The sequence below is a fragment of the Microbulbifer hydrolyticus genome (genome assembly GCF_009931115.1).
In the GTDB taxonomy this organism is placed as follows: domain Bacteria; phylum Pseudomonadota; class Gammaproteobacteria; order Pseudomonadales; family Cellvibrionaceae; genus Microbulbifer; species Microbulbifer hydrolyticus.
Map to the genome: position 1 here is coordinate 3,676,067 of NZ_CP047491.1, position 14,740 is coordinate 3,690,806.

10 protein-coding genes are annotated in these 14,740 nt (G+C 60.0%); 3 read left to right on the plus strand and 7 right to left on the minus strand.

Annotated elements, in window-relative coordinates; translation table 11 throughout:
* Nucleotides 1–12 precede the first annotated feature (12 nt).
* From GTQ55_RS15635 to GTQ55_RS15665, 7 genes are all read right to left on the minus strand, one after another.
* The gene (locus GTQ55_RS15635) at nt 13–1,047 is read right to left on the minus strand and encodes a cupin-like domain-containing protein (RefSeq protein WP_161859565.1); all 1,035 of its coding nucleotides are present in this window, start codon (nt 1,045–1,047) and stop codon (nt 13–15) included.
* Between the two features lie 25 nt (nt 1,048–1,072).
* The gene (locus GTQ55_RS15640; protein ID WP_161859566.1) at nt 1,073–1,804 is read right to left on the minus strand and encodes a SapC family protein; all 732 of its coding nucleotides are present in this window, start codon (nt 1,802–1,804) and stop codon (nt 1,073–1,075) included.
* 115 nt (nt 1,805–1,919) lie between these two features.
* Entirely contained in the window at nt 1,920–4,913 is a 2,994-nt protein-coding gene (locus GTQ55_RS15645; protein WP_161859567.1) for a TonB-dependent receptor, read from the minus strand.
* A 355-nt stretch (nt 4,914–5,268) separates the two neighbouring features.
* Nucleotides 5,269–6,033, minus strand: coding sequence for a sugar phosphate isomerase/epimerase family protein (locus GTQ55_RS15650; RefSeq protein WP_161859568.1), 765 nt, complete (start codon nt 6,031–6,033; stop codon nt 5,269–5,271).
* Between the two features lie 132 nt (nt 6,034–6,165).
* Nucleotides 6,166–7,095 carry a sugar ABC transporter permease gene (locus tag GTQ55_RS15655; RefSeq protein ID WP_237567721.1) on the minus strand — a complete coding sequence of 310 codons (930 nt, stop codon included), beginning with the start codon at nt 7,093–7,095 and terminating at the stop codon, nt 6,166–6,168.
* Nucleotides 7,096–7,154: 59 nt separating this feature from the next.
* Entirely contained in the window at nt 7,155–9,401 is a 2,247-nt protein-coding gene (locus tag GTQ55_RS15660) for an extracellular solute-binding protein (RefSeq protein ID WP_161859569.1), read from the minus strand.
* Nucleotides 9,395–10,495, minus strand: coding sequence for an ABC transporter ATP-binding protein (locus tag GTQ55_RS15665; protein ID WP_161859570.1), 1,101 nt, complete (start codon nt 10,493–10,495; stop codon nt 9,395–9,397). The genes GTQ55_RS15660 and GTQ55_RS15665 overlap by 7 nt, the downstream gene beginning before the upstream one ends.
* A 385-nt stretch (nt 10,496–10,880) precedes the next feature.
* Between GTQ55_RS15665 and GTQ55_RS15670 the strand changes: the two genes are divergently transcribed.
* From GTQ55_RS15670 to GTQ55_RS15680, 3 genes are all read left to right on the plus strand, one after another.
* Nucleotides 10,881–12,464 carry a TolC family protein gene (locus GTQ55_RS15670; RefSeq protein ID WP_161859571.1) on the plus strand — a complete coding sequence of 528 codons (1,584 nt, stop codon included), beginning with the start codon at nt 10,881–10,883 and terminating at the stop codon, nt 12,462–12,464.
* A gap of 90 nt (nt 12,465–12,554) precedes the next feature.
* Entirely contained in the window at nt 12,555–13,409 is an 855-nt protein-coding gene (locus GTQ55_RS15675) for an efflux RND transporter periplasmic adaptor subunit (protein WP_161859572.1), read from the plus strand.
* Nucleotide 13,410: 1 nt separating this feature from the next.
* Complete coding sequence (locus GTQ55_RS15680) at nt 13,411–14,727, plus strand: efflux RND transporter periplasmic adaptor subunit (protein ID WP_161859573.1); 1,317 nt, start codon at nt 13,411–13,413, stop codon at nt 14,725–14,727.
* Nucleotides 14,728–14,740: the final 13 nt, after the last annotated feature.

Genomic DNA, 14,740 nt, shown 5'->3' on the forward strand with positions numbered 1-14,740 from the left:
TATTTTTTTGGCTCAACGCTTCAGGTCATTTTGCAACTTGGCGCGTAACTGCATCGCCGTCTCCAGCGAAAGTGGCTGCTCCAGCACCCCACGTACATTAGCCGGGATATGCTCTGACACGCCCTCTTCGGCATCAAAAATGTAGTAATCGAACAGCGCCTTCCAGGCTTTGCGCTGGTGCGCAGGCAGGTTGCGCAACCCGAGCACGGCATGCAACAGCGCATTGGTTGGCCGCCCCATGTAGGCCGCGGAATCCCGCCACCAGTGGGTAAACAATACATTCAGCGTATCCAGGCTTTCCACGTGGTGCCACCACATGCCGGGGATATACAAGGCATCACCGGGTTGCAACTCGGCCACCTGTGCGTGCTCCAGGGCGTTGCGGAAACGGGGAAAACGCGCAAAATCCGGCTGGTAAAAATCCACCAGACTCACTTCCTGTCCGCCGGGGGCAAACTCCAGTGGGCCGGGATACAGGTTGGCAATCTGTTCCGGCGGCAGCAACGTAAAGCGGCGCCGCCCAGCAATGTTGCAGGCCAGGTTATTGGGGAAGTCGTAATGTGCAGCAACCCGCACCTTGTTGCCGAGCCACAGGGAACCGATGGGAGAAACACTGGAAACACCGGCATCGTTGGCCGCGGCAAATTCGGGGAACCAGTAGGACACTTCGCTCGATGGCATATACAACATCGGCGCCTGTGCCGCACCTTCAGTGGCAAGAATTTCGTCCAGTAGAGCGGCCAGCGGCACGCGACGGCTGTCAAAATTGAAACCGCTCATATCCTCGTTATAGAAGATGCGTCCACCGGCTTCCGGCGCGCCGTGGCAACCGATCACCGGGTTGCCACCGTAGTGGTCCAGCAGGTAATCGGCCATTGCCCGCGGCGATGTTTTCCCCGCTTGCACAGCGGGAAAGTGCGCGCAGTAATCGCGCAGGATCAGCGGTTGTGTCACGCCAGCGACCGCATCGAGCACCGTTTCCGGCGCGACGCCGCGGATCTCTTCCACGCTGGCCAGCTCGATCGTTTCAATGTAGGGCTTGCCCATGTTCTGTCACCTCCTGCGCGGAGCTTCAGACCGCAGCTGCGCGGCGGCTTTTCTCGTCAATCAGGCGGCGCATCTGCGCCTGCGACGCCATGACCATGTAAATCGCTTCCAGGAAGCCGGCCCGGTGTAGTTCGTTCAGGTCTTCCGCATTCAGCGCGCGCAGGCGCTCTTCATCAATGGTGTAAAAGCCCTTGAGCTGATTGCTCTCGCCGTTATCCAGCGTGACATCGAGGGTGATCGATTCCAGCAAGCCGTGAATCTGCAGCGCACGTACAAACTTTTCACTTTGCTCGATGCCATGGTGAATGGCTTCCAGCAGGTCGGACATGCTGTCGAGGAACGGGGAATTGCCTCCGTACTCCAGGAAGAGCGGTTCGCCGCGCTCGCGATTGACGCGCGGGCTATCCAGGTCGATATGAATGACGCGGCGGGTTTTCTGTACGCCGTCTTCAACAAAATTCTGCCGCCCGATCAGGAAAGGTTCGCGACGAATGGTGAGCGGGATATGCGTTGCGGTCCATTTGCCGTCGCGAAGATACAGGTTTTCACCGGGCTCCAGGCCCAGCAACGCCAGCGGAAAGAAAGTGTCACTGTTGGCATCTTTCTGGAAAAAAATCGGATACTGCCCTTGCAGGGCCCGAAACTCTAGCGGAAAAGTCAGCGCATACCAGGCATCGTCACCAAGACTGGAAGACCGCTCGGTGATTACCCGCAGGTCGCGATGCTCGACATTGTTCAACAGTACCGCATTCGTCATCTTACTTCTCTCATTCTCAGTCGTTATTGTTTTTTGATTTTGATCTATGAAAAAAGCCGCTGGCCCAGGGGACCAGCGGCTTTCCGTTGCCTAACAGACCATCCTGTGAAATGGCTTAGAAGGCGTAACGGGCACCCAGCTGCCAGCGGGCACCGCCCTGGTAATAACCCAGAATTTGACGCTCATCGCGACCGTGAACACGCTGTGCTTCATCGGTAACGTTGATGCCTTCCAGGAACACCTGCAGGCCATCCAGCTGCGGCACTTCGTAGCTCACGTTCATGTCGATCTGACTGTAAGCTTCAACGTACTGCGGGTTGGCGCCAGTGTTCTGACCGCGAGAGCTCAGGAACTCGTCGCGCCAGTTATAAGCGATACGGGCCTGGAAACCATTCATATCGTAGAAACCAACCAGGTTAGCGGAGTCACTCAGACCGACCATGGCTTCCTGGTCCACCAGAATAAACGGATCGTATTCCAGCTCGGAGTCTACGATGGTGTAGTTCGCCTGCAAACCGAAGCCGGTTTCGCCGAACATGTGCTGCACCGCCAACTCGACACCATTGATGGTGTTTTCCACATCGCTGTTCACCGGTGTATCCACGCGGAAAATCATATCGCGGTCAGTGGCCGGGTTACCCTTGATGAAGATCTTGTCGACGGTAACGCCATCTTCCTGGTAAGTCACGTCAACGAAGTCGCTGTCGGCGTAGTTGGCCGCGATGTACTGACGAATAGACTCAGCATCGTTGGCGCCATTGGCACGAGCCTCATCCACCAGCGCACCATCTGCCGGGTTGGCAATGTTGAACAGCGCCTTGTCGGTTTTGGCATTGCTGATGAAATTGGAAACGTCTTTGCGGAACAGGCCCACAGAAGCGTAGCTGGTCTCACCGTAGTACCACTCTACCGACAGGTCGTAGTTGATGGACTCGTAGGGCAGCAGGCTCGGGTTACCGGTAGAGCCGCCACCAATGCCGCCGTTGGCGATGGTGCCGATGGTGGTACCACCCTTGATGGAGTTGTAATCCGGGCGAGTGATGGCCTTGCTCACCGCAGCGCGGGTCAGCAGCTCATCGCTCAAATCCATTTTGAACGCAATGCTGGGCAGCCAGTAGTCGTAGTTGCCCTGCTCGCTCAGGTATACCTGCTCACCAGAACCGAGGATGGCCTGTTCGTTGTTGGAGTTCCACTCGGCGCGATCGTAGGCTGGCACCAAGGAAGTGGAGTCGACATCGGTCTCCTCGTAGCGCAGACCCGCATTCACCTCGTACGGCATGCTGCCGAACTGGGAGTTGAAGTTGTACTGGGCGTAGGCCGAGGTGGAGGTTTCGATGGTGGTGCGGTCAGTGTCCGACGCGTAATCGGTGGAGGCACAGAATGCAGTGCCGCAGTCACCCATGCGGGTGGCTGTCGCCATGTCGGTGGGGTCGCTGCCGTACAGCTGCTCGGCTGCCGCGCGCACCGCTTCGAAGTCCCACTGGTAATAGACGTTCAGCGGATCCAGGCCACCGATCTCGGAGAAGTCACCCCAGGATTCGTCAAACTTGTCAGCAATGGTATCCGCGGTAAACAGCTCGTCCGGCAGATCGGAAGCCGGGCCCGCGCCACCCCAGTTGTTGCGCTGTACAAAGACAGACTGGGAGCGGTTGCTGACTTCCTGACGGGCGATACCGAAGTCGATATCACTGGATTCGTTCAGCTCGAAGTTACCGCCGAAGCGGAACTGGTCCACTTCCGAGTAGTCTTTGGAGTTGGTGAATACGGAGCCGGTCACGATGATATCGGACGCGTTCACACCATTTTCGGTATCGACGTAGATCGCCGGGATGTCACCGGTGAAGTCAACGCTGCTGGCATCGCGCACCATGGCGGCAACGGTCAGTACGTTGCTGGTACCCCAGGGACTGTCCGGACGGCGCTCGGCTTCGGAGTGCTGGCCGTCGAAGAACAGGCTCAGCTTGTCGCTTACCAGCCACTCGAGGTTGATACCCAACATATCGCCTTCGTGTACTTCCGCGGTGCTGCCGCCGCCCATGGCCACATCGCTGGGCGCGCCGTAGTACTCGGAGTAGATGATCGGCGTGGAGATGGGGCCGTCGCTCCATACGCCGCGCTGATCGCCCTGCCAGGCGTGATATACGGAGATATCGTTAAATTGCTTGGCGATCTTGTTCTCGTAGACGTTGTAATCCAGGGTTGCGGTCACATCGTCAGTCGGCGCCCACTGCAGCACCAGCTGGCCGTTGGTGCGCTTGCGCTGCTGCTCTTCGAACTTGAAGGCGGCATTCTGTGCGACGGAGTAGATATCCCCTTCACCCGGGCGATTGACCTGATTGTCTACCGGTACTGCGCCCCACTGGTCGTTGACGCCATCCCAGTTGTTGTCCATCTGGCCTTCGACACTGATCCAGCCACCGGGTACCAGCGCCTGCTGGCTGCCGCTCTCGCGCTCCTGGATAGAACCGGAAATGGCCACACCGAATTTGCCATCGGCAAAGGTATCGGAATAGAAGCCGCTGTATTCCGGAGTCATACTGGCGTCTTCGGAGGACTCGTCCATCACACCCTTAACCGCAAAGCGCATGGTGCGCTCAGGTGTATTCAGCGGACGAGCAGTCAGCAGGTTGATGGTCGCACCCATACCGCCAGACGGCAGGGTGGCATCGCTGGTCTTGGCAACCTCAACACCGGTCACCATATCGGAAGCGATATTCTGGAAGTCGAAAGAGCGGCCGCCGGTGGTGCGGGCCAGCTGACGACCGTTCAGGGTCACCAGGTTAAAGTCGGGGCCCAGACCGCGCACGGTAACCTTGCTACCTTCACCGTTCACACGGTCAATAGAGACACCGGTGATACGCTGCATGGATTCCGCCAGGTTGGTATCGGGGAACTTACCGATATCTTCCGCGGAAATAGCGTCCACGATACCCTTGGCATCGCGTTTCACATCCATGGATTTTTCGAGACTGCCACGAATGCCCAGCACCACTACTTCTTCCAGTGCGGCATCCAGTTCGGTCTGAGCCAGGGCGCCGCCGCTCACACCTGCGAGGGTAGCGATCGCTACCGCAATAGAGTTCTTCTTGAATCCGGTCATTCTATTCATGGAGTTGTCTCCCCCATCGTCACGTCATTTTCGTTATTGGTTTCGCCGGGATCGGGTACCTCGAGACAACGCAAGGATAACCCGATCTGGCTCGAGGCTATACTCCCGCCACGCGCCAGATTGAGTCGTCCCACCTTTACCTATTATGGAAAAATGGACTATCCCACCTTGGATCCCGAAAAGCGGGAACAGGTAAACCCTTTAAAATCAATAAGTTACAGATGTGATGTATTTTTGCACAGATCTGGCGCCAATCGCGGCCCAGGGTGGTGCAGAGGCGGGAGACCGGCGAGACAAATTCTCGCCGGCAGGAAATGACTTGCCAGACAGAGCGTGACTCCGAGGTCGAAATTGTTCAGTCTCGCGACCAGCCGGCCAAGGTTCGGCGACTGCGATGGATGCTCTCGTAGGGTAAATCCGCGTCGTCGCGCTCGACAAAGCCGAACTCCAGACCGGCCCTGTCCGCGTGTTCGAGAAGGGCAGGGAAATCGATCACGCCGTGGCCGACGTCCGCCATGGCACCCTCGCCGGTGGCATCCTTCAGGTGCCACAAAGGAAAGCGGCCGGGGTGGCGCTCGAAGTAGGCCAGCGGATCCTGCCCGGCCTTGTGCATCCAGTAGATATCCATTTCAAAGAACACCAGCTCCGGGTCGGTCTTGTCCAGCAACAGCTGGTAGGGCACGAACCCGCCGGTCTGCTCAAACTCGAAATCGTGGTTGTGGTAGGCGAGGCGCAGGCCGGCCTCCCGGCACTGGCGGCCCCAGTCATTCAGGTTCTGCACCAGCTGGCGATAATCGCCGGCACTACGCCGGCTCTGCTCCAGCCAGGCCAGGACCACGTATCGGCTGCCCAATGATTTGGCCTCGGCGATGACGGAGGGGAAGTCCGACTCCATCTGCGCCAGCGGGAAATGACTGGCCGGAGCACTCAAGCCGTTGCGCTCCAGCAGTCCACGCACGTCTTCCGCCGTGTGACCGTGGAACCCGGCAAATTCCACCGTGTGATAGCCAGCCTCAGCCACCTTTGCCAGGGTTGTTTCCACACTTTCCGTCATCTGTTGTCGCAGGGTATACAACTGCACCCCGTTCAATTGTGGCGCGGTAGCGGCAGTCGTGGACATGGCACCTCCTGTGCAGAACAAAATAGCCAGAGCGAGTCTCGCCAATAAGGAAAGCGGGATTATTGAAGTATTCATAGGAGCCAGGCTGCCAGGATTATCGTTTCTCTCTACTCTATCCACTGCGCGCGGGCTTCAGCCTTTTACCGCCCCAGCGGACAGGCCGGAGATCAGAAAACGCTGCAGGGTCAGAAACAACAGCATAACCGGCAGCGACACGAGAATGGAACCGGAGGCAAAGTAACCCCATTCGGAGGCGTAGTCACTGACAAAGAAGCGCAATCCAACGGGCACCGTATACAGGGATTCATCGTCCATGAAAATGGACGCGAGGATAAATTCGTTCCAGGCGGTCATGAAGGCGAACAGCCCGGTGACGGCGATGGCCGGGCGCGCCAGCGGCAGGATGATGCGGGTAAAGATGGTCCAGCGGGAGGCGCCCTCCAACAATGCGGACTCCTCGATCTCGTAGGGCAGCGTGTCGAAGTAGCCCTTCAGCATCCAAACGCAGAACGGCAGTGCGGTAATCGAGTAGACCAGGATCAGCCCCAGCCAGGAATTCCCCAGCCCCAGCCACTGCACCACGATCACATACAGCGGAATCAACATCAGCACCGCCGGGAACATCTGCGAGATCAGAAACAGCATCATCCCGCGCTCGCGACCGGCGAAGCGGAAGCGGGAGAACGCATAGGCGGCGCTACAGCTCAGGCACAGGCCGACCGCCGTGGTGGCCAGGGCCACCACCAGGCTGTTGCCCAGCCAGCGCAGAAACGGCTGCTCGGTGAGCACCGCTCGAAAGTTGTCCAGCGTCCACTGCTCGGGCAGCGGGACGAGGGCCAGCAGTTGCTGGCCGAGGCTGGCATCCTCCGGAAGCTGTACCAGGGTGAGAGCCTGCTGTCCGGAAAAGGCGAGACTGACCACCCACAGCAACGGATAGATGACCACCAGCGACGCGAATACCAGCAGCGCGAAGCGCCAGGAAAAGATGTCCCGCAGCCAACGTGCAAGCCGTTGCTCGCGCCAGTTCTGCAGCCACGCGGGGCGAACCGGGTTGCTTTCCATCAATGCGGTTCCTCTTCCAACTTCACCCTCCAACTTCCCCTTCCAACGTCCCCGGCCAATCATCGCACCGTCTCCATCGACCGGCTCACCTGCGTCTGCCACAGGGCGTAGCAGAACAGCAGCGCCAGGATCACCATCGAATAGGCGGCGGCATAGGCATACTGGTACTTTTCAAAGCCGATACGGAACGCCTTGGTGATCAGAATATCGTTGGCTCCGGCCGGGGCGCCGTCGCTCACCAGGTAAATGACGTTGAACATGTTGAAGGTCCACACCACCGACAGGATTACCGCCGGGATCAGTACCGGCTTCAACAGCGGCAGGGTGATGGTGCGGAACTGCAGCCAGCGCCCGGCGCCTTCCACACGCGCGGCTTCATACAGCTCGCGCGGGATCGACTGCAGGCCACCCAGGATGACCACCATCATAAACGGAATACTCAACCAGACATTGGTGACCAGCCCGGTGAAAAAGCTCGCACCGATGGAGTCAAACCAGGCCACCGGCGCCAGCCCAAGCACCTGCAGCCCCTGATTGATGACACCGAACTGCGGGTGGAACATCCCTTTCCAGACCAGCGCGGTGATGTAGTTGGGGATCGCCCACGGCAGGATCAGCACCAGCCGGAACAGTCCGCGGCCGAAGATGGGGCGGTCCAGTGCCAGCGCCAGCACCAGTGCCAGTCCCACCGCCAGCACCACATTGCTGACGGTCCACAACACGGTGATCAGCAGGGTCCAGTAGAAGTTGTCGAAATCAAGATTGCGCTCGACCCCCTCCCCCTGCCACAGGTCAAAATCCCCCAGGATGCTCAGGTAGTTGTCGATCCCGATCAGGCGCGACCACAGCGGGGTGTGTTCGTTAAATACGGTGGTATCGGTAAAGGAAAGCAACAGTCCATATAAAAGAGGGAAGAACACCAGCAGGGTCATGCCCAGAATGGCGGGAAGGATGTACAGGTAAGCGGTGCGGTTTGCATGCCAGCCAGCCGCGAGCTGAGTACGGTAGCGCTGCCACAGCCAGACCGCTGCAAGCACGAGCAGGATCGGCAACAGCCACAGCCATGCGGGCATGGTCGCGGGGGATTCACTGCGCGCTCGCGAACGCTCCAGACGGGCCAGGTCGCCACTGAGGCGGCGCTGTAACTGATGCAGCTCGGCTTCGGGCTGCGCGGCCCCTTTCACCACCTTTTTCAGGGCGTTTTCGAGCGGCACCCACACCAGGGTCATCGCCGGCAGGTTGGGAATCGGACGCGCGGCCTCGAGCTGGCGGCGGAATGCCATGGCGGTATCGTCGGTGGCAACGCTGGGGTGCTCAAAGGCGCTGATATTGGCGGGCAACTGGCCGCCGTCGATGGCCATGGTCTCCGCTGAAGACCGCGAGGTCAGGTAATCCATGATCGCCACCGCCGCAGCGGGGTTCCTGGACCAGGGCGACAGGAACAGCCCCTCCACCGCCACCCACGGGGAAAGCGGTTGCCCACTCTCGCTGTTGACCGGCAGCGGCACCACCCGGTAGTTCACCTGCGGGGAAATCTCGCCCAGCATCCAGGGACCACTGATGACCATCGCCGCACGGCCCTGGTTGAACAGGCTGGTGACCAGGGTGCTGCTGGGTTCCTCCGGCAAAATCCGGTCCTCGCGCACCCAGCGCGCGAGCATTTCCAGCGAGCGGACATTGGCCGGGCTGTCGAGATCCAGGTTGCCGCCTCGATCGAAGGGACCGTTGCCAAAGCTGTTCATCAGCGCACCGTGGAAAAACGGCTCGGTGTAGCTGTAGGCGAGACCAAAGCGACCGGCGTTGCGATCGGTGTGGCGCATCGCCTCCGCCACCATGGCATCGGTGGTTTCCGGCGCGGCCTGTACCAGATCGGTATTGAGGATCAATGCCGGGCTTTTGAAATTGAAGGGGAGACCGTAGAGATCGCCACCGTAGGTCATGGCATCGATCAGGTTGGCGGGAAAGCGCTTGCGCAAGCGCTCACTTACATAAGGGTCGATGGGCGCTACCGTGTGCCCGGCACTCGCCCAGCCGCCGAGGCGGTCGTGGGCGAATACGAACAGGTCTGGCCCCTGCCCCCGGGGCAAGGCGGCGGAGAGCTTGTCCGCATAGCCACCAAATGGAACCGCCAGTGCCTTGACCTGCACCTGGTCCTGACTGCGGTTGTACTCCTCAATCAGCTTTTCGAAGGCGGCGCGCTCGGCACCGCGGTATCCATGCCACAGCTGCAGTGTTTCTGCAGCGCCAGCCTGGCCGGCCACTAGCAGCAGGAAGCACGCAGCCAACCGCAGCCATCGTGTCAGCATCCGGTCGCCACCGTATTTTTGCCGGCGGCGCGTATGCGCTGCTGACTGTCGCCGTCGAACAGATACACCGCGGCAGGATCAAACGCCAGCTCCAGGGTGTCGCCCATGGTAAGTGCTCGCAAACCGGGCAGCCGCGCAATTACTTTGCTGTCACCGGCACTCAGGTGCACCAGCATCTCGGCCCCGAGGCTTTCCACCAGTTCTATGCTGCCGCACAGGCGCGGCCAGTTGGCCGGGGCCGCCGCGGCGTACACCAGCTTTTCCGGGCGCAGGCCCAGCACCAGCGCGCGGTTCAGTTCCTGCAGCTTTGGTCGGGGCAAAGTCAGCAGACCGCAGGTCAGCTGGGTGCCGTCGTTGCGCACCGCGGTCAGGTTCATCGGTGGCGACCCCATAAAGCCCGCCACGAAGGTATTGTCCGGGTCGTTATACAGCTCCAGCGGCGTGCCCACCTGCATCAGCCGCCCCTTGTCCAGGATTGCAATGCGGGTGCCAAGGGTCATAGCCTCCACCTGGTCGTGGGTCACGTACACGGAGGTGGTACCGAACTGCCGGTGCAGACGGTGGATATTGCCGCGCATCTGTACCCGCAGCTCGGCATCGAGATTGGAGAGGGGCTCGTCGAACAGATACACCTGTGGCTCGCGCACCATCGCGCGGCCGAGCGCCACCCGCTGGCACTGGCCGCCAGAAAGCTGGCCCGGCTTGCGGTCGAGCAGCCCGGACAGGCCCAGGGTTTCCGCCGCTTCCCGCACCCGTCGCTCAATACCCAATTTGGGGGTATGGCGCACACGCAGGCCAAACGCCATATTGTCGAACACGGTCATATGGGGATAGAGAGCGTAATTCTGGAATACGAGAGCGATGTCCCGGTCTTTCGGCGGCATGTCGTTGACCCGGTGCCCGGCGATGTACAGGTCGCCACCGGAGATGGACTCGAGCCCGGCAATCATGCGCAGAATGGTCGACTTGCCACACCCGGAGGGGCCGACCAGTACCATGAATTCGCCATCGCGAATCTCCAGGTCCAGGCCGGGTACCGTGGCGGGGCTGTCCCCGTAGCGCTTGATCACGCCCTTGAATTCAATGCTGGCCAAAGGGGCTGCTCTCTCTCATCGTCCGGTAACTCATGGTCCGGTGACTGGCTTTCTTATTATCGCTTTGGTTTTGCCGGAAAGTGTGGAGACGGAATTCCCAGCAACTACATTCTGCATCCGAATAAAACCATCCACCTCCGCCCCTGCGGCAGGAGGAGATGGCCTCGTTAGCACAATAATTGAACAGTGCAGCTTTGTAAAACCGCACAATTACCGGAGAGCGTAGATACCAACGCCCGCTCATCTACAAATAGCACCAATCCCGCGCCCTTCCGTCGTCAATTCAGTTTTTGCGCACATCATATCTGTACCTATGTACTAGATTTAGCGAGCGCAGATGTACCGCGCTCTTGAAGTCGATAAGTACTCATAAGGACCAAGAGATATGCGTCAGGCCACTCCCGCGACTTTTATCGCGGCATTCAGCGTCACGCTGGCGACTTTATCCGCCTGCTCGGTAAAACCCGTCGCCATGGATGACACCACCATTGAGCAACGTGCCAGTGGTGATTGGCAAACCGCTTTCGGCAACCAGCAACCGGTGACAGGCCCCGTCGACCTGAACGAAGCCATCGCCCGCGCCATTGCCTACAACATGGACAACCGCCTCAAACTGATGGAGGCGGTGGTCGCCAACCGCAACCTGAGCCTGTCCCGCTGGGACATGCTGCCGGAAATTGCCGCCAGTGCGGGCTACAACCACCGCAACAAGCAGCACTTCGCCAGTAGCGAAGACGTAAACGGCAACCAGTCACTGGCCCAGTCCACCTCCCTGGACAAAACCTACAGTACTGCCGGCCTCGAACTGTCGTGGAATGTGCTCGATTTCGGCATCAATTATCTTTCCGCGAAACAGGCCGCAGACGGCGTGATGATCGCCATCGAGCGCCAGCGCAAGCTGATGCACAACGTGATCATGGATGTCGAATATGCCTTCTGGATGGCGGCGGCGGCGCAGCGCGCCCAGAGCCAATTGCCAGGCCTGATCGAGCAGACCCGGCGCGCATTGGAAAAGTCCCGCCAGAGCGCCGAGCGCGGGCTGCGCCAGACCGAAGCCAGCCTTTCCTACCGCCGCGACCTGCTCGACCTGATGCAGCAGCTGCTGGCACTGGAAGGCGATATGCACAACGCCAAAATGGAACTGGCCTCACTGATGGGACTGCCTCCCGGCACCCAGTTCACTGTGAGTGCCGCACCCAGTGATGTTCTGCGCAGCCCCTTTGCAGAAATGGGTGTAATGGAGCTTGAGCAGTACAGCCTGCGCAACCGCCCGGAATTACTCGAAGAAGACTATCGCCAGCGCATCGCCGCCACCGAAATCCGCAAAGCCTGCCTGCAACTGTTGCCGGGTCTCGAATTGCGTACCGGCTACTTCTACGACGACAACAGCTACCTGCTCTACAACGACTGGGCGGAGAGCAGCCTGCGCCTGACCTGGGACCTGCTCGGTACCGTGGTGGCCGGCAGAGACCTGATCGGCTATGCCCGCGACAACGAGCGTCTCGGCGATGTGCGTCGCGCCGCCCTGACCGTTGCCGTTCTTACCCAGGTCGACCTCGCCTACAGCCACGTAAAGCGCGCCGAACTCAACCACGGCTACGCCGCGGAAATGGCGGAGCTGGACCGGGCAATGGCGAGCCAGTCCCGCGCCCGCTGGCAATCCAGCCAGGGCTCCGAGCTGGAAAGTATTCACGCTTCCACCCAGGCCCTACTCTCCAGCGTGCAACAGGATGTGAGTTATGCGGACTGGCGCAGCGCCAACGGCCGCCTGAGTAATGCCGTGGGCTTCCAGCCCGAGTTCTATATCGATTATCGCCAGCCGCTTGAAGTGATCGAGCAGCAAGTGGCGGACCTGCGCACCCAGAGTGCCAGCATGGAACTGCTCCCCCTCGGCGGCTACAACCCGGAAGGCGCGGAAAAACGCGAGGCCGAAATCCGTGAGGATGGGCAGGCTGCAGCCTACTGGTAATCAGCGATGACTGCCCGCTGGTGGCGTACCGACGTAACGACGTAAAGATGTAACGATGTAACTGTGGTAGATGTATTAGTGGTAACCGTGATGCAATTTCGTATTTTTCCCCGGGTGGCCGCGTGCCTGACATGCGTGTCCCTGGTATGTGCCAGTAGTTTTGTCCAGGCACAGAGCCAGGGGCAGAACCACAACCGCGGCCAGGGGGAAACTGCCCCCGCCAAACTCAACGCCCTCAGCCGGGTACAAATTTCCAGCGAACTGGCCGCGCGTATTATTGATGTGCGCGTGCGTGCCGGCGACCGCTTCAGCGAGGGGGACCTACTCGCCCGTTTTGACTGCACCGAATTGAAAGCAGAACTGGAAGGTGCCGCATCACAACGTGCACTCGCCCGCCGCCAGCTGGACGCCAATATTTCCCTGCGGCAGCTGGGAGGAAATATCAGCGAACTGGAAATGGTGCAGAGCGAAGCCCAGCTCGCCGAGGCAACCGCCAATGCCAAGGTCCTGACCCACCGCCACAGCCAGTGCAGCGTGTTCGCACCGTTCGATGGCTATGTGATAAGTCGCACGGTGGAGCCGCACCAGCGCGCCGAGGTGGGTGCGCCGCTTTTCGAACTGGTGGATAACCGGGGGCTGGAGGTGGAAGCCATTATTCCCTCGGGCTGGCTCGCCAAGCTGTCGCTGGGCGACCAGTTTCAGGTCACCATTAACGAAACCGGCCACGAATATTCCGCAACCCTGCAGCGGATCGTCCCCGTGGTAGACCCGGTCACGCGCACCGTGCGTGTGATCGGAAAAATTGAACACGAAGCCGACAGTGCTCCCGTTTCGATACTACTCATCTCCGGCATGAGCGGTGAAGCGCGTTTCCGTTTGCGGGATAACACCGCAGACCTGCTCGCCGATGGCTCCGACAAAAAAACCAGCCGCGGGGCCAACTGACGTGGACGCAAGGCTGCTGGAAAAACTCAACGGCTTTCTCGCCCTGGAAAAAAAGCTGCGCACCGCCACCAGCGAGGATCAGGTTGCGCGCATCGCCTGTACCGACAGCCAGATATTGTTGGCCTTTGACGCCTGCCTGTTTTTTTCCGGGCCACAGCTGAAACTGACCGCCGCGTCCAACGTCAGCAGCGTGGACGCCACCAGTAGCGAGGCACAACACTGGCGCCGCCTGGTCCTCAAGAATATTCCCAGTGCGCAGAAGCAGGCCCCGCTGCAGGTGGAAATCGCCAGCGCCGGCGAACAGGCAGATTCAGACAAAGAAATAAATACCCATTTCCTGACACTGCTGCCGCTCAACGGTGGCGGCGACGCACTCGGCTGCCTGGCGGTACTGCGCCCGCGGCGCATGTCCGAACAGGAACTGGAAATTCTGCGGGAACTCGGCGCTGCGGTGCGCCAATCCCTGCTTGCCCTTCGGGGCGCGAAGCGTTTTTCATTCAGAAGATTTTTCGCCCGCCGGCCACTGGTGACAGCCGCCGTCATTGCGGCGGTATGCCTGATTCCCGTACGCCAGAGCGTGCTGGCGCCGGCCACCCTCGCCGCCATCGAGCCCCGCATTGTGTCTGCGCGCACCGATGGCGTGATTCGGGAAATCAACATTCCGCCGAATGCCTCGGTTCAAAGCGGCCAGCTATTGTTTACCCTTGAGGACGCCGAGGTCAGCGCCGAAATAGACCGGGTGCAGCAGGAAATCGCGCTCTATACCGAGCGCCTGCGAATGACCCGCCAATACAATTTTCAGCAGGCGTCTGCCGGTCACAAACTGGCGGAGGCGGAAACCGACCTTTCCATCCGCACCCTGGACCTCGACTTCCAGCAGGCCCAATTGGACAAAACCCGGGTACGCGCACCCGCAACCGGTGTCGCGATTTACACCGAGCCGGCGGAGTGGATAGGCCGGCGTATTCGGGCGGGGGAAAAAGTGATGGAAATCGTGCAGCCTGCCGCACGCCAGATCCAGATCGACCTGCCCACCAACGACGCCATCAACCTGCCCCGAAACGCACGCACGGTTTTCTATGCAGAATCGGACCCACTCTCCCCCATTGAAGGCGAGCTGCACTATCACAGCCTGCTCACCAGTGAAGGAGAAAACCTTCCCGCAAGTTATCGCCTGCTGGCGAGAATCCATCAGGATCAGCCGCAAGTGCGCATCAACACCCGTGGGCACGCCCGCGTGTACGGTGCGCGGGTGCCATTGATCTACTATCTGCTGCGCCGACCACTGGCCTCCGCCCGTCGCTGGATCGGGGTTTAGACACCCCTGAAGA